The sequence below is a fragment of the Lysinibacillus canaveralius genome, assembly GCF_047301505.1.
Lineage (GTDB): Bacteria > Bacillota > Bacilli > Bacillales_A > Planococcaceae > Lysinibacillus_B.
Window position 1 is genome coordinate 1,706,796 of record NZ_CP154840.1, and the last position, 14,270, is coordinate 1,721,065.

The 14,270-nt window shown below is 43.3% G+C and carries 17 protein-coding genes and 1 riboswitch; of the genes, 11 read left to right on the forward strand and 6 right to left on the reverse strand.

The features are described 5' to 3' along the window. The first annotated feature begins 76 nt into the window (after positions 1–76). On the forward strand, positions 77–964 hold the full coding sequence (locus AA0Y26_RS08475; protein ID WP_413366868.1) for a PhzF family phenazine biosynthesis protein: 888 nt from the start codon (positions 77–79) through the stop codon (positions 962–964). A gap of 42 nt (positions 965–1,006) precedes the next feature. On the opposite strand, the gene AA0Y26_RS08480 is transcribed toward AA0Y26_RS08475, so the two are convergent. Further along, positions 1,007–1,423, reverse strand: a complete 417-nt coding sequence (locus tag AA0Y26_RS08480; protein WP_413366870.1) for a VOC family protein — start codon at positions 1,421–1,423, stop codon at positions 1,007–1,009. Between the two features lie 278 nt (positions 1,424–1,701). Here AA0Y26_RS08480 and pdxS point away from each other — a divergent pair, with 278 nt between their 5' ends. Both pdxS and pdxT read left to right on the forward strand, forming a co-directional pair. After that, positions 1,702–2,589, forward strand: coding sequence for a pyridoxal 5'-phosphate synthase lyase subunit PdxS (pdxS, locus tag AA0Y26_RS08485; RefSeq protein ID WP_413366871.1), 888 nt, complete (start codon positions 1,702–1,704; stop codon positions 2,587–2,589). Next, on the forward strand, positions 2,589–3,164 hold the full coding sequence (pdxT, locus tag AA0Y26_RS08490; protein WP_413366873.1) for a pyridoxal 5'-phosphate synthase glutaminase subunit PdxT: 576 nt from the start codon (positions 2,589–2,591) through the stop codon (positions 3,162–3,164). Before pdxS ends, pdxT begins: the two co-directional genes overlap by 1 nt. Positions 3,165–3,246: 82 nt before the next feature. Here pdxT and AA0Y26_RS08495 read toward each other — a convergent pair whose 3' ends face one another. Then, positions 3,247–3,714: a GNAT family N-acetyltransferase gene (locus AA0Y26_RS08495; RefSeq protein WP_413366874.1), complete on the reverse strand. Its 468-nt coding sequence runs from the start codon at positions 3,712–3,714 to the stop codon at positions 3,247–3,249. Between the two features lie 223 nt (positions 3,715–3,937). On the opposite strand from AA0Y26_RS08495, the gene AA0Y26_RS08500 reads away from it, so the two are divergent. From AA0Y26_RS08500 to AA0Y26_RS08515, 4 genes are all read left to right on the forward strand, one after another. Then, the gene (locus tag AA0Y26_RS08500; protein ID WP_413366876.1) at positions 3,938–4,657 is read left to right on the forward strand and encodes an ABC transporter ATP-binding protein; all 720 of its coding nucleotides are present in this window, start codon (positions 3,938–3,940) and stop codon (positions 4,655–4,657) included. Further along, positions 4,638–5,393, forward strand: a complete 756-nt coding sequence (locus AA0Y26_RS08505) for an ABC transporter permease (protein WP_413366877.1) — start codon at positions 4,638–4,640, stop codon at positions 5,391–5,393. Before AA0Y26_RS08500 ends, AA0Y26_RS08505 begins: the two co-directional genes overlap by 20 nt. A 72-nt stretch (positions 5,394–5,465) precedes the next feature. Next, positions 5,466–5,999 carry a PadR family transcriptional regulator gene (locus AA0Y26_RS08510; RefSeq protein ID WP_413366879.1) on the forward strand — a complete coding sequence of 178 codons (534 nt, stop codon included), beginning with the start codon at positions 5,466–5,468 and terminating at the stop codon, positions 5,997–5,999. A 175-nt stretch (positions 6,000–6,174) separates the two neighbouring features. Further along, the gene (locus tag AA0Y26_RS08515; protein ID WP_413366880.1) at positions 6,175–6,678 is read left to right on the forward strand and encodes an AraC family transcriptional regulator; all 504 of its coding nucleotides are present in this window, start codon (positions 6,175–6,177) and stop codon (positions 6,676–6,678) included. Between the two features lie 365 nt (positions 6,679–7,043). Here AA0Y26_RS08515 and AA0Y26_RS08520 read toward each other — a convergent pair whose 3' ends face one another. The 3 genes from AA0Y26_RS08520 to AA0Y26_RS08530 all read right to left on the reverse strand — a co-directional run bounded on the left by AA0Y26_RS08520 (position 7,044) and on the right by AA0Y26_RS08530 (position 9,003). Further along, a complete protein-coding gene (locus tag AA0Y26_RS08520) occupies positions 7,044–7,358 on the reverse strand; it encodes a DMT family transporter (protein ID WP_413366882.1) in 315 nt (104 codons plus the stop codon). Continuing rightward, complete coding sequence (locus AA0Y26_RS08525; RefSeq protein ID WP_413366883.1) at positions 7,358–7,699, reverse strand: DMT family transporter; 342 nt, start codon at positions 7,697–7,699, stop codon at positions 7,358–7,360. The genes AA0Y26_RS08520 and AA0Y26_RS08525 overlap by 1 nt, the downstream gene beginning before the upstream one ends. Before the next feature lie 66 nt (positions 7,700–7,765). Further along, a riboswitch (guanidine-I (ykkC/yxkD leader) is annotated at positions 7,766–7,864 on the reverse strand. Positions 7,865–7,968: 104 nt separating this feature from the next. Then, entirely contained in the window at positions 7,969–9,003 is a 1,035-nt protein-coding gene (locus AA0Y26_RS08530; RefSeq protein WP_413366885.1) for an NAD(P)/FAD-dependent oxidoreductase, read from the reverse strand. A gap of 100 nt (positions 9,004–9,103) precedes the next feature. On the opposite strand from AA0Y26_RS08530, the gene AA0Y26_RS08535 reads away from it, so the two are divergent. The 4 genes from AA0Y26_RS08535 to AA0Y26_RS08550 are packed head-to-tail and all read left to right on the forward strand — an operon-like array spanning position 9,104 to position 12,858. Next, entirely contained in the window at positions 9,104–9,961 is an 858-nt protein-coding gene (locus tag AA0Y26_RS08535; RefSeq protein ID WP_413368117.1) for an ABC transporter ATP-binding protein, read from the forward strand. Further along, positions 9,900–10,835 carry an iron-hydroxamate ABC transporter substrate-binding protein gene (locus AA0Y26_RS08540; RefSeq protein ID WP_413366887.1) on the forward strand — a complete coding sequence of 312 codons (936 nt, stop codon included), beginning with the start codon at positions 9,900–9,902 and terminating at the stop codon, positions 10,833–10,835. The genes AA0Y26_RS08535 and AA0Y26_RS08540 overlap by 62 nt, the downstream gene beginning before the upstream one ends. Positions 10,836–10,850: 15 nt before the next feature. Then, positions 10,851–11,858 (forward strand): FecCD family ABC transporter permease, encoded by a 1,008-nt coding sequence (locus AA0Y26_RS08545; RefSeq protein WP_413366889.1) that lies wholly within the window; start codon positions 10,851–10,853, stop codon positions 11,856–11,858. After that, positions 11,851–12,858, forward strand: a complete 1,008-nt coding sequence (locus tag AA0Y26_RS08550; protein ID WP_413366891.1) for a FecCD family ABC transporter permease — start codon at positions 11,851–11,853, stop codon at positions 12,856–12,858. The genes AA0Y26_RS08545 and AA0Y26_RS08550 overlap by 8 nt, the downstream gene beginning before the upstream one ends. Positions 12,859–12,984: 126 nt before the next feature. Here the strand turns inward: AA0Y26_RS08550 and AA0Y26_RS08555 are convergent, their stop codons facing one another. Then, positions 12,985–14,244 carry a cytochrome P450 gene (locus tag AA0Y26_RS08555; RefSeq protein ID WP_413366894.1) on the reverse strand — a complete coding sequence of 420 codons (1,260 nt, stop codon included), beginning with the start codon at positions 14,242–14,244 and terminating at the stop codon, positions 12,985–12,987. Between the last annotated feature and the right edge of the window lie 26 nt (positions 14,245–14,270).

The following is a 14,270-nucleotide window of genomic DNA, read 5'->3' on the forward strand; positions in this document are numbered from 1 at the left end:
TTAAAAGAATGATAGTCATGTAAATTGTAACTAGAGACATAGCTGTAAAAGTAACTCATAAAAAGGAGAAGGAAACATGACGAACGCAACAGTACTACATATCGATGCCTTTAGTACAACACCGGGAAAAGGGAATCCGGCTGGTGTAGTATTAAACGGCGGACAATGGACAGATCAACAGATGCAGGAGATTGCGAGAAAAGTAGGTTTTAACGAGACTGCGTTTGTCGTACCGACGAGCAAGGCAGATTTCGGTATCCGCTATTTCACCCCGGGACATGAAAATGATTTATGCGGGCATGCAACGATGGGCACAATTTTTGCGCTATACAGAGAAGGGAAGTTAATAAAGCAGTCCTTTACGATTGATACAAAAGCGGGCGTGCTGCCAATTCAAACACGGGAGGAAAACGGAAGCCTAGTCATCACCATGCAGCACACAGCCCCTGCATTTCAAGCCTTTTCCGGGAGTAAGAAAAAGCTTGCTGAAGTAATTGGATTAAAGGAAGGGGATCTTCACGATGAGCTGCCGATCGTTTATGGAAGTACCGGTATCTGGACGCTTATTGTGCCTGTAAAAAGCATCGATAGCTTTTCCAGCATGATTCCTCATACCAAAGCGTTTCCCGAGGTACTCAAGGAAATGCCGCACATGTCGATTCACCCTATCTGTTTTGAAACAAGAGATGAAGAATGCATGCTGCATAGCCGTCATTTCTCTTCACCGTTTTCGGGCACGATCGAGGACCCGGTTACCGGAACTGCCTCTGGTGTGATGGGCGCTTATTATAAAAAGTATGTAGAACCCGAACTGCCGCTGCCTGCAACAATAATTATGGAACAGGGCCATGAGATCGATAAGGACGGCAAGGTGTATGTCCATATTGAAGAAAGAGATGAGCAGATGGCCATTTCGATTTCCGGGACGGCTGTATATGTGAAGGCTTTGACAGTGGATTTATAGTAAGGAGAGCGAAGCAATGGGATAATTGCTTCGCTCTTTTTATTATGAAATAAACAAATTCCTCTTGAAATTCGGGCTAAGCTCGCTCCAAACGTCGAATTTATTGCCATCAGGATCTTTGAAAATAAAGTTCCTGCCGGCATGCCCGCGGTTTTCAATTTCACCGACTTCCACTTCCTTTTCGAGGAATTCATTACGCAGCGACTGGAGAGCAGAGTAACCGTCGACCTCAAATGTCATGGAACAGCGCTCTTGTCCAGCTGCATCTACAAAATTGGCACTTTCATCTGCTGGTGATTTCACAAGAAAAATACTTAGATCAGCTAGGTTTAAAATGGCTTTTTCCTCATCTTGATGGGTAAGATCGGCATCCAGCTTCTGCACATACCATTCAGTTGACCGCTCCACATCAGTGACAGGAAGGTAAAGCGTTCCTACTCGTTTTAATGTTTGATTCATATAGCTACCTCCGTTTTTCGCATAATAGCATGCTTTTTTGATTTCTCTTTGATTGAATAGAAAATCAGGTACTCTTCACCGAATTATTCATTCCCTATAATAATTACTTCCTCTTTCGGTAAAAAATTTCCTTCTAATAATCATATTTGTTACAAAATTACCTTGGTAATGTACTGAAATTTCATCTGACCTCTTTAAATTATTGGAAATTGACTATTTCTAAAAGTTCAGAATTATTTATAATGAGCAGTATAGTAACCTTAAGGAGTGAATTGAAAATGTCAATATTAACAGGGTCAGATGTAGTGAAGAGAGGAATGGCATTAATGCAAAAAGGCGGCGTCATCATGGATGTGGTGAATGCTGAGCAGGCAAAAATTGCAGAAGCTGCAGGAGCAGTGGCAGTTATGGCACTAGAACGCGTACCTTCTGATATTCGAGCTGCCGGCGGGGTAGCTCGTATGGCAGATCCGCGTATTGTAGAGGAAGTAATGAATGCAGTCTCGATACCGGTAATGGCGAAAGCACGAATCGGCCATATCGTTGAGGCACGCGTATTAGAGGCAATGGGCGTTGACTACATAGATGAAAGTGAGGTCCTGACACCAGCGGACGAAGAATTCCATTTGCTGAAAAGCCAGTATACGGTGCCGTTTGTCTGCGGCTGCCGAGACCTCGGTGAAGCGGCCCGCCGCATTGGAGAAGGTGCTGCGATGCTGCGTACAAAAGGAGAACCTGGTACAGGAAATATTGTGGAAGCTGTCCGGCATTTACGTAAAGTAAATGCGCAAGTAAGGGCGGTTGTGGCAATGAATGAAGATGAACTGATGACCGAGGCAAAGAATTTAGGAGCCCCTTATGAAGTACTACTAGCAATTAAGCGGGAAGGACGTCTCCCTGTTGTTAATTTTGCGGCAGGCGGTGTGGCAACTCCGGCAGATGCAGCGCTTATGATGGAACTTGGAGCAGATGGTGTGTTTGTAGGATCCGGGATCTTCAAGGCAGAAAACCCTGAAAAATTTGCACGTTCTATTGTGCAGGCGACAACGCACTATCAGGACTATACATTAATAGCTGAAGTGTCAAAGGAAATCGGAACGCCAATGAAGGGAATTGAAATCCGTCAGCTTGCGCAGGAAGAGCGCATGCAGGAGCGTGGCTGGTAATGAAAATTGGCGTATTGGCACTTCAGGGAGCCGTGACGGAACACATTAAAGCAATTGAAGCATGCGGGGCAGATGGGGTGGCAGTCAAGCAAGCAGTACAGCTCGATGAGATTGACGGCTTACTGCTGCCTGGTGGAGAAAGTACGGCAATGCGGCGCTTAATTGACTATGCGCACATGCTGCCTGCGCTTCAAAGCTTTGCGAAAGATAAGCCGGTGTTTGGGACGTGTGCAGGGTTGATTTTGCTTGCTGAAACAGTGGAGGGGGAAGAGGCGCATATCGGGCAGATGCGTATTGCAGCCCGCCGCAACGCATTTGGCCGTCAGGTGGACAGCTTTGAGACAAAGCTTGCCATTCAAGGAGTGAGTGATTCCTTTCCAGCCGTTTTTATCCGTGCACCGAAAATCGCTGCTGTGGAAAATGAAGTAGAAGTATTAGCAACGCATGAAGGCGATATTGTCTGTGCACGGGACCGTCATCTACTAGCATGCTCCTTCCATCCGGAGCTGACAGGTGACCTGTCCTTGATGAAGTTTTTCATCAAAGAGATGTGCAGTAATCAACTCATCCATTAAAAATGGCGTCTAGACAACTAAATTGTCTAGACGTATTTTTATTTACATTTTCAATTTTTCCTCTGAATACCGCAGAACGGATTTAAGAAGGAACAAATTCCAAAGGATCTTGGCATTGTGTGTAGCCATGCCGCTTATAAAATTCCGTTCCTTCATCGCTTGGCCAAACGATGACAAATTCATAGTGATTGTCCTTTACCCACGTATTGATCTGTGACAACAGCTTACCGCCAACGCCCTTTCCCCGCCATTCTGGAATCGTGTAGACATTTGTCATATAAGCAAACGGGCAGGTGATTCGGCCGGGTCTTGGCACCTTTTCGATCAGCTCGATATACATATGTGAAACGACCTGACCGTCCTTTTCGGCAATCCATATATGCCAGCGTTCACCAGCAATCGCCTGTACTAGAAACTCCCGGCATTCCTTTTCAAATGACGTGTACCCATTGGCGTTCTGTACCATTTCAGGATAGTCTTCTAGTGTAAAATCCCAACGCATGCGAATGAGCTGGTCTATATCTTCTGCTGTTGCTAAGCGAATATTCATTCAATCCCTCTTTTCGTTTTCTATTTAAATAACTCTTGTATTTGTATCTATTATAAAGATTAGGAATAAAATGGACAATTTGAAAGAGTAGGAGAAATGAATAAATAAAAAAGTAAAGGAAAATTTTAAAAATGCCTTTACATTTATTACTTAATTGCATATGATTTGATCAACGGTAAATAGTCAACGTTGACTATTGATTTTGATAAAGGGGGAAAAGGAATTGTTTATTCAAGCAAGGGACATCCAGAAGGCTTACAAAAAGAAAAAGGTCGTCAAATCGATTGATTTAGATATACGAGCGAAAGAAATTCTGGCGGTTATCGGTCCAAATGGTGCGGGAAAGTCTACTACACTTGAAATGCTGGTTGGACTCCGACAGGCAGACGCAGGAGAGATTAGCTACTGGCATCACAGATATAAGGAAAGAATGGGCGTGCAGCTCCAGGCAACTGCTTTTTTTTCTGGACTGACAGCTTCTGAAAATGTAAAGCTATTCGGTGCTTTTTATAAAAAGGTTCTGACGAATAAACAGGTAGAAAACATCCTTGCGATGTGCGGGTTATTTGATGCTAAAAATGTGGAAGCTGTAAACCTATCGGGTGGTCAGCAAAAAAAGTTAGCTATTGCCATTGCTGTCATTCATAATCCGGAACTGCTATTTTTAGATGAACCAACAGCCGCCCTTGATCCTCACTCACGCCAGGAGATTCATGAACTGATAAGACAATTATACTTAAATGGGACGACAATTGTTTTCACCTCGCATGATATGGATGAAGTGGATAAGCTGGCAACGCGTGTTGTTATGATTGATGATGGGCGTATCATAGCAGAAGGTAAGCCTGAAGACCTCTGCAAGATGCATCAGGTCTCAAGGCTGGAAGAACTATATCTGAAGCTGACAACGGGAGGGGAAAAGCATGTTTTCAATCATCTTTAAATCTATGCTTATTACATCTTTACGTGACAGGATAACATTATTTTATTCTTTAGCGTTTCCAATTGGTTTAATGATTGGATTAGGGTTTTACTTTAACCATGAAGATCAGCAGGTACAGATTGTAGCAGGAGTAACCGCTATTAGTACAATATTTTGGGGGATGCAAGGCATTGCCTTTCAAGTGCATGGACAGCGAAATAGCGGAGTTTATAAGCAATTGAAGCTGACACCGGTGCCGCTCTTTACATTTATTTCTATTATGGTGCTGGCACGGACATTTGTTGGTGTACTGATAAATATAGCCGTATGGGCTACAGGCATCATAGTATTTAGTATTGATGTAACAATTCTTGTTGCTTTCATAACGTTTGTACTTCTTGTCATCGGTTCCCTTTGCTTTACAAGTATTGGTTTCGTCATCAGCAACTTTGCACGTAACGAGGCACAGATTAGTATGTTTTCTAATTTACTTCAAATTCCAATGATATTTATGAGTGAGGCATTCTACAGACTGGACAGTGCACCGAATTGGGTGGCAGTAATCGGGAAGCTGTTACCGTTTGAGCATTATGTTAAGGCACTGAGCGGGTTAATGCTTGGTGAGAGCAACATGCTATTGTTCGGTTTTGGTGTACCGTTTGTCTATTTAGTACTTACATTATTTCTCTCACTTTTAACCTTTAAATGGGAAAGCAGTCCAGAAGAGGGTAGCAGAAAAGAGAAGCTTGCTTCCTAATCTGTACGGTTAACCACCTTTCATGCTACAATCATATTCAATATTGAATAGTAAATGTTGGAGTGGTGGATAATGACAAGGTTAATGGTGCTTGGCTTACTGAAAACAGAAGCAATGTCAGGGTATGAAATTCATCAGTTATTAGTGAAAAGCGAGGCGGATGCGTGGGCAGGAATACTACCGGGCTCTGTATACCATGCATTGAAAAAGATGGAGAAGGAAGGGCTTGTCGAGATTGATTCTATTGAACAGACCGGCAATCGCTCAAAGGCCATTTATAAAATTACACAGGCGGGAGAACAAGAATTTGATAAATTGCTCCCAGCATCGTTACAGGAACCCTCTGTCCACTTACCCAGCGGTCTTTATACCGGACTGAGCTTTGTACAATATGCTAAAACGGATGATATTATCAATTCCCTGAAACAACAGCAGGTTCTATTAGAAGAACAGCTCAATAAACAGCAGGCGGGTATGGAAGAAAAACGGAAGCATATCGAGGTAGACACCGTGACGGAAATGGTGCTGCAAAATGTTGTGCATCAATATGAACTGCAATTGAATCTGATCAACAAACTGCTGAATCATTATGAACAGGTAGAATGAAATGAGTGAGTAGAAAAAGGCGGGTACTGTACCTGCCTTTTTTCTATGGGATATAATTGCAAAGTTGTCCACAGCCTAGTGAAAGCAGTGGGATAGAAGCAAATGGTCTGTTACGAGAAAATTTGACCTTTCATTATAAAAAAAGTATTGGAAAATCATTTTATAATCAACTAGCATGAAAAGTGTAGACATCATAAAGGGAAAAGGAGCAGGTAAATTGAAGATCGAAAAAATTCCTGATTATCGGATTGCCTATGTGCGGCAAGTAGGTCCTTATGGTCCTGAAAACAAAGAGGCGATGGAGCAGATAAAGAAGTGGGCAGTGGAAAATGACCTGATGAACGACACTGTCATATTTGGAATTCCACAGGATCACCCGGCTGTAACTCGGCCTGAACATTGCAGATATGATGCTTGTATTGTCATTCCACACGATATTCGGCTTGAAGAAGGAGTTAGTGAAGGAGAGTTGATAGGAGGGGAGTACCTCATCTATAAAGTAAAACATACAGCGGAGGATATTCAAGAAGCATGGGCAAAGGTGTTTGAGGGCTTACAAGATAGCGGTTATGAGTTAGATCATAAACCAATCATGGAAAGGTATAGCAATGAGATGATCAGCAATCACTTTTGCGAACTATGTGTACCTGTTAAAAGAAAAGAAGGTTCACTGATTTAGTAAAAATAAAAAAAGAGAACCACCTCTCTAGAGCGGCGGTTCAGAGTATTGCATCGGTGAGGATGCAATCATAGGTATGTACATGAATTTGGAATACAACGACAACCTTTTATCTATCTTACTACTATTTTGTATTATAATGAATAGTTTGTAAATATTAAAATTAAATTAATTTTAATAAAAATATTACGAATATTTAGAATCTGATAAAAACAAGTCCACCAAAAGATACAAAAGGGAACAAAATCGGTAAAAGTTCTACAAAAATTTCCTTATAAAAGCAGTAAATAGCAAATTAAAATGTCAATCAGAGAGTATCAAACATGCTTGATACTCCCTGGCTGATAATTTTCATAAAGAGTCTTTTAAGAGATAAGTTTTAACCCAATTGTTGCACTTAAAATCATGGCAATAAAGACAATCCGCTTCCAATCTCGCCCTTCTTCATAAACAATCATGCCAATAATCGCTCCGCCTACAACACCAATACCCGTCCAAATGGCATAGGCTGTTCCCATAGGCAGCGTTCGCAGTGAATAGCCCAGCAGAAAAAGGCTTGAACCAAACCCTAAGACCAGCAGAAGGAGGGTTTGCCAGTTACGTGTTCTGCTTAACTGGTTAATCATTGCAACACCGAATGCTTCTAATAATCCTGCGATAATTAATGAAATCCAAGCCATTACTGTTCAGCTCCTTGTTCTGTTTTGTTTTCTGTAATCATCTTCAAACCAATGACCCCAACTAATAAAAGGCCAATGAGCAGGATTTTCCGCCAGTCAAAGGGCTCTTCAAAGAAGAGGATTTCGGCAAAGACTGTTCCTGCTGTACCAAGTCCGACGAACACTGCATAAACGGTACCAGCCGGTAGAACCTGTGCGGCAGTAATCATTAAATAATTGCTGATGATGAGTGTAATAATCGTTCCAGTCCATGTCCAAAAATCATATGCATGTGCCAATCCGATTACCCAAAAGATTTCTAAAAATGCAGCGATAAAAACCTTTAGCCAGTTTGTATTCATACGAGAACACCCCTTATATGTTTTTGGCAAAAAGAAAAAGCCTGAGAGAACACTGTTAAAAACAGTATCTCCCAGGCTTTTATCCTTCCGTGCCACAGCGTAAGCCGTGAGTTTTCTCTCGGACCAGTCCAACTGAATTGTTGCGGAACCCTAGAAAACATTCAACTTATGCAATTACCCTGTATTATACACAATTTTTATCATTAGTCAATAGCTGAAGGTTCTTTTGTTATAAAAAAGTGACCGGTATAAAACTTGCCGAAAAAACGTTACACCTTCTCCATACCTAACATACCCGCAATAATTTGTTTATTTTTTTCATCAAAGCGATCATTATGAGACGACACCATTGCATGCTTTTCGCTTTGTGGATCAATCCATTGTTTCGCGCTATTTACGGCATTGACAGCATCCTGGAAAGCTCCAAGGATCAGATTGACCTTTCCGTCATAGGAAGCGATATCGCCCGCTGCAAAAATCCCCGGTACTGACGTTTTTCCGGCAGTATCAGCCTCGTAGTAATAATTGTGCACAAGTGTTGGTGAACATTGTCCAGCAAAGGATAGGGAAGCATCTTGATTATATCCATGGTGAATTAAAACATGGTCGACCTCGATAATCTCTTCATTCGACAATCGTACTTTCTCAATCCGGCTGCTGGCAGCGTCTGGATGGAGGGAGCTAATCGTTGTCTCGTAACAGAAACGAACGCCGGCTTTTTTTAGTTTTTCTACCTGTGCTTCATGCGCCTTCATTGTGTCACCGCGGTAGATAAGTGTCATTTCCTTTGCAAGCGGAAGTAAATCAACAGCCCAGTCAATAGCAGAATTACCGCCGCCTGATATTAAGATCCGCTGATCTTTAAAACGGGATAAATTTTTCACTGTATAATGCAGATTCGTTACTTCGAACTTCTCGGCATCTGCTAACGGAAGCTTTTGCGGTGTTATGATGCCGCCGCCGACTGCCATAATAACAGATTTTGAAAAATGAACTTCTCCGTCGTTTGTCGTAATGCAAAAAATATCACCGACCTGGTCAATGAAATCCACTTTTGTATTTAACAGGATAGTCGGTTCAAACGTTAGACCCTGCTGGATGATCTGTTGTTTAAAGTCCTGACATAAAATTGGAGGTTGTCCACCGGCATCCCAGATCATCTTTTCTGGGTAAAGATTCAATTTTCCGCCGAGAAAAGGCTGGGATTCAATCAGTTTCGTTTTCATATTCCGCAGACCGCTGTAAAACGCACTATATAGCCCCGCAGGCCCGCCGCCAATAACAATTACATCATAACTATTCATTTTCTCCCTCTTATCTGTTTTAAATTTGTGTTGACAAAGTTCATGTATATGTTGATTATTATAAATGATAAAGATTATCATTATCAAGTGAGGTGAGAAAATTTTGCGTTTGTCAGTACAAGAAATTGAAATTGCCTATGATAAGCGGAAGATTATAGAGCAATTGTCCATCGATATACCAGACGGACAAATAACGACAATCATTGGTGCCAATGGATGCGGGAAATCAACACTATTAAAAGCGATGACCCGGATTATTCCTTACCAGAAGGGGGCAGTATTCCTTGATGGGGAACAGATCCATACGCTGGACACGAAACAATTGGCGAGACAAATGGCCATTTTGCCGCAAACACAGGATGCGAATAATGGTTTATTAGTAGAGGAACTCGTCTCGTACGGTCGATTCCCATACCAAAAAGGGTTCGGCTCCTTATCTAAGAAAGACAAGGAGGTAATCGACTGGGCGCTCGATGTAACGAATACGGCAGCTTTCCGTTATCAGATAGTAGATGCCTTATCCGGCGGGCAGCGGCAGCGTGTTTGGATTGCGATGGCGCTTGCTCAGGATACAGAAATCATCTTTTTGGATGAACCGACAACCTATCTCGATATGGCTCATCAATTGGAAGTGTTGGAACTTCTGCAGACGTTAAACAGGGAGCAAGGGCGGACAATCGTCATGGTACTGCATGATTTAAATCACGCTGTTCGTTTTTCGGATCATATGATCGCTTTATCAAAAGGCGAGGTCGTTGCAGCTGGACCGGCTGAATCTGTGATAACGACGGATGTCCTGCGGCAGGTATTCCAGATTGACGCTATTATCGGCAACGATCCAATAACAGGAAAACCAATTTGCATTACATATCATTTACTAAAAGGAGATCAAAAACATGAAAAAATGGCTATGGCTATGTGTAGCAGTAATGTTGCTTGCGTTAGCAGCGTGCGGTAATGAAGAGGAAAAAGGAGGCAGCGATGGAACTGCAAAAGAGAAATCATCAAACGATACAGTGATTTATACGAAATCAGATGGAACAGAAATTGAAGTGCCGGCAGATCCTAAGCGTGTTGTTGTACTAGCTGCGTATACAGGGGATGTCATCCAGCTTGGGGTAAACATCGTAGGGGTAGATTCATGGGCAGCGGATAACCCGCAATTCAAAGAGGCTTTAAAAGATGCAGCAGTTGTATCTAATGAGGATGTCGAAAAAATTATTGAACTGGAGCCGGACTTAATCATCGGCTTTGATAATATTGAAAACGGCGATAAGCTGGCTGAAATTGCACCGACTGTGTTATTTACCTATGGTGAGTACGATTATTTACAGCAGCATATCGAAATCGGTAAAGCGCTGAATAAAGAAGAAGAGGCAAAGGCTTGGGTAGAGGACTTCAAGAAACGTGCGGCTGAAGCTGGAACGAAAATTAAAGAGAAAATCGGAGAAGATGCGACGATTACGGTTGTAGAAAACTACGATAAACAAATGTATGTCTTCGGCGATGCATGGGGCCGCGGCACGGAAATATTGTATCAGGCAATGGGCTTGAAGATGCCGAAAGTGGTAGAGGAAGCAGCACTAGAGCCTGGGTACTATGCGATTTCTCAGGAAGTACTTGGCGATTATGTTGGCGACTACTTACTACTAAGCTTAGTGAGTGAAGGACAGGATACATCCTTCCTTGAGAAAGAGTGGTTTAAAAAAATCGGCGCTGTTCAAAACGGTCATTTGATCCAAGTGGACGCAAAGACTTTCTACTTTAATGATGCATCCTCACTTGAACATCAGCTAAAAGTGTTTGAAGAAGCATTCGCTGCCATTCAATAGTTAGGAGTCAAAACAATGATCAATGCTTCATATCAAAAGCTTTCTTTTTCAATGAAGATCATGCTTGCAGCCGCTGCCTTGACGGCGGTCAGCTGTATGGCTCTTGGGCTGGGAGCGGCAGAGACAACACTTTCAGATGTATTCAAAGCGATCATTGGGCAATCTGGTGGAGAATATTATGAAGTGCTGCGTGAAATTCGATTTCCTCGGGTGATCGCAGCCTTTTTTGTTGGAAGTGCACTTGCTGTAGCAGGAGCGGTAATGCAGGGAATGACAAGAAACCCTTTGGCGGATCCAGGTCTGCTGGGACTTACTTCAGGTGCCAACATGGGCTTGGCTGCAGCGCTGGCCTTTTTACCTGTTACCTCCCATCTGACAATTATGGCAGCCTGTTTTATCGGATCAAGTATCGCGATGATTTTTGTATATAGTATAGGAGCTTCGAATAAGCAGGGTATGTCACCCTTTAAGCTTGTGCTTGCAGGGGCAGCTGTTTCCTTATTTCTTCAGGCGATTGCTGACGGGATTGCACTCCTTACTAATCTAGCAAAGGATGTTTCGATGTGGACAGCTGGTGGGTTAGTAGGCACGACCTGGAGTTCCCTGATCATCGTACCATTTATTATGATCGGGCTGTTCATTGCGCTGGCACTTAGTCGGCAAGTAACAATAATGAGCTTAAACGAGGAAGTGGCCATTGGACTGGGGCAGAATACGAGGTGGCTAAAGCCTGTTCTGCTTGTGACAGTCGTGCTGCTTGCAGGTGCTGCAGTAGCTCTTATCGGAAACTTGGCGTTTGTCGGGCTGATTATTCCGCATATCGTTCGGCGCTGGGTAGGCTCCGATTATCGGCGAATCATTCCGATGGCGATTCTTTTAGGAGGAGCGTTTATGATATTCGCCGATTTTATCGGGCGTATTATCAATGCACCATTTGAAACACCGGTTGTATCGCTTATTGCCATCATTGGACTGCCTTTCTTCCTATTCCTTGTGAAGAAGGGAGGACGAAACATTGTATAACAAGTATAAAAAACGCTTTCCACTGTGGGTGATCATTTGGAGCACGGTGTTCCTGCTAACTTGTATACTAGCCATTTCACTCGGCGCATCGTCGGTTTCTATGACAAGAATCATCCCGACACTTATCGGAGATGGTACGTTTAAAGAAGAGTTTGTGATCTTTTCTGTACGGCTGCCAAGGCTGGCAGTTTTAGCGATGGCGGGAATTGCGCTGGCATTATCAGGAGCGATCTTGCAGACACTAACTAGAAACGATCTTGCAGACCCGGGTATTATTGGCATCAATGCGGGTGCAGGAGTGGGGATTACGATCTTCTACATATATGCCGGCGGGGGATTGGCAAGTCAACCGTATATGCTGCCGCTTGTTGGTTTTATGAGTGCAATTTTATCCGCAGGATTAATTTACTTTTTTGCTACGGAAAGGCATACAGGCGTAAATCCCGTAAAGCTTGTGTTAATTGGGATTGGCTTTGCATTTGCCTTATCGGGACTCATGACAATCCTTATTTCCTCAGCAGAAAGGGCAGATGTACAGTTCATTGCTGCCTGGCTTTCAGGTAATGTGTGGGGAGCCGACTGGCCGTACGTATGGGCGCTCCTGCCTTGGATTTTGATTGCCGCCCCGATTAGCTTATGGAAGGCGAAGCGGCTGAATATTATGCGGCTTGAGGATAGTGTTGGAAAAGGGCTTGGCATTCATTTCAAAAGGGAACGGGCCATCTTACTAGTACTGGCAGTAGCGCTGGCAGCCTCAGCAGTCTCGGTAGTGGGCAGTGTAAGCTTTATTGGCTTAATTGCGCCGCACATCGCCAAGCAGATGGCAGGGGTTCAGCATCAACGTTTTCTACCTATTTCCATGTTTGTTGGTGCGACTCTTTTAGTTGCAGCAGATACAATTGGACGTGTCATATACAGTGAGGCGACGATTCCGGCAGGAGTCATTGTTGCGCTGATCGGTGCACCTTATTTTGTGTACTTACTGCGAAAAGCTTTATAAGGAATGGAGGAGTCCGGCTGCCGTTGAGGCGGTCGGGCTTTTTTAGGGAAGAAAATACGAGACAAAAATCAAGTTCTATGAACAGAAAAAAGCCAACCGTACGAGCGGTTGGCTGGCTATTCATTATTACATTTTCCGTTTTATATTCGTCACAATCAGCTTGCTGTTAGGAATACTTGGCATACTGACAACGCTGAAGCTCAAGTCCTGCTCAGGTACGTCATAGTTCATGTGATTTGCCAAATAATCAAGGCTGATTTTCATGACTTCGATCGTTACCCATTCACCTGCACAGCGGTGCCCCATATCGTAATCTCCGCCGCCTTGTGGAATAAAGCCAAAAGGGCTGCCCTTCCAATCAATAAAACGGTCTGGATTAAATAAATCCGGCTCATTCCAGATTTTAGGGTCATGATTTGTTCCGTAAACATCGAGCAAAGTCAACGTATCCTTCGGAAATTCATAGCCATTCCATACAAAGTCCTCTCGCACCTGTGCTACAAGGGCTGGGAAGAATGGATAATAGCGCCGAACTTCCTGGATGAAGCGCTGGGCAGTTTCATCGTCACTCGATTTTACCTTTGCTGCCTCTTCAGGGAAGTGGTGAATGGCCAGCCCGACAAAGGCAATATAAACGGAAATTGCCACAATCGGCCGCAAAATATTAATGATTTCCACTGCCACTGTTTCAGCATCCAGTAAGTCACCATTCAAGTCAGTATGCCATGAGAATTTATAGAACACAGTATGTTCCGGTACTTTCAGCTTTCCGACACGGATTTCATTCACGAGTACAATCAGCCATTTTTCCAGTTGGTTCCGCGCATGCTTACCTTGCCAATGAGAAGGACCGACAGCAGCTGCAGATTCGAACGTAGCCGTTAAATCCTTAGATAATGTTTTCACATCCTGTTCAGCGACAAGTATACCAGCCCATTCACAGGCGATGCGGGTAGTAATTTCCTGTGCCTCCTCATAGAGAACAACCTTTTCCATCTGTTCCCACTTTGTTAGTGCCATGTCCCATTGTTTTTTTGTAATGTCGCGAAGCCTTTGAATATCCTGTGGTGACATCACAGACATGAACATCTGTTTACGATTACGGTGTTCCGCATCATCCAGTGTCTGTACACCACCCTGACCGAATAATGTCTTCACCACACGCTGCGGGGCTGCCCCTGAACGGATAAACTTGCTTTCATCATAGAAAACTTCTGCCGCTTCAGCACCACCCATACAGATTGCCTTCTGCCCGAGAAGATGTGTCTCAAAAACATCTGAATTAAAGCCGCGCCGTCTATTCAAAATAAACGTGTAGCCCTCACGCAGTAAATTCAAGCTATGGTCCATTCCATCCTCTTTTGGTATCGGTTTCGTTTCTGCCAAGGTCATCATCTCCCATTTTCATTTCT

Excerpts from the sequence above, each read along its gene's own strand:
- AA0Y26_RS08475 (WP_413366868.1), top strand. The coding sequence starts at position 77 with ATGACGAACGCAACAGTACTACATATCGATGCCTTTAGTACAACACCG.
- AA0Y26_RS08480 (WP_413366870.1), bottom strand. The coding sequence starts at position 1,423 with ATGAATCAAACATTAAAACGAGTAGGAACGCTTTACCTTCCTGTCACT.
- pdxS (WP_413366871.1), top strand. The coding sequence starts at position 1,702 with ATGTCAATATTAACAGGGTCAGATGTAGTGAAGAGAGGAATGGCATTA.
- pdxT (WP_413366873.1), top strand. The coding sequence starts at position 2,589 with ATGAAAATTGGCGTATTGGCACTTCAGGGAGCCGTGACGGAACACATT.
- AA0Y26_RS08495 (WP_413366874.1), bottom strand. The coding sequence starts at position 3,714 with ATGAATATTCGCTTAGCAACAGCAGAAGATATAGACCAGCTCATTCGC.
- AA0Y26_RS08505 (WP_413366877.1), top strand. The coding sequence starts at position 4,638 with ATGTTTTCAATCATCTTTAAATCTATGCTTATTACATCTTTACGTGAC.
- AA0Y26_RS08510 (WP_413366879.1), top strand. The coding sequence starts at position 5,466 with ATGACAAGGTTAATGGTGCTTGGCTTACTGAAAACAGAAGCAATGTCA.
- AA0Y26_RS08515 (WP_413366880.1), top strand. The coding sequence starts at position 6,175 with ATGAAAAGTGTAGACATCATAAAGGGAAAAGGAGCAGGTAAATTGAAG.
- AA0Y26_RS08520 (WP_413366882.1), bottom strand. The coding sequence starts at position 7,358 with ATGGCTTGGATTTCATTAATTATCGCAGGATTATTAGAAGCATTCGGT.
- AA0Y26_RS08525 (WP_413366883.1), bottom strand. The coding sequence starts at position 7,699 with ATGAATACAAACTGGCTAAAGGTTTTTATCGCTGCATTTTTAGAAATC.
- AA0Y26_RS08530 (WP_413366885.1), bottom strand. The coding sequence starts at position 9,003 with ATGAATAGTTATGATGTAATTGTTATTGGCGGCGGGCCTGCGGGGCTA.
- AA0Y26_RS08540 (WP_413366887.1), top strand. The coding sequence starts at position 9,900 with ATGAAAAAATGGCTATGGCTATGTGTAGCAGTAATGTTGCTTGCGTTA.
- AA0Y26_RS08545 (WP_413366889.1), top strand. The coding sequence starts at position 10,851 with ATGATCAATGCTTCATATCAAAAGCTTTCTTTTTCAATGAAGATCATG.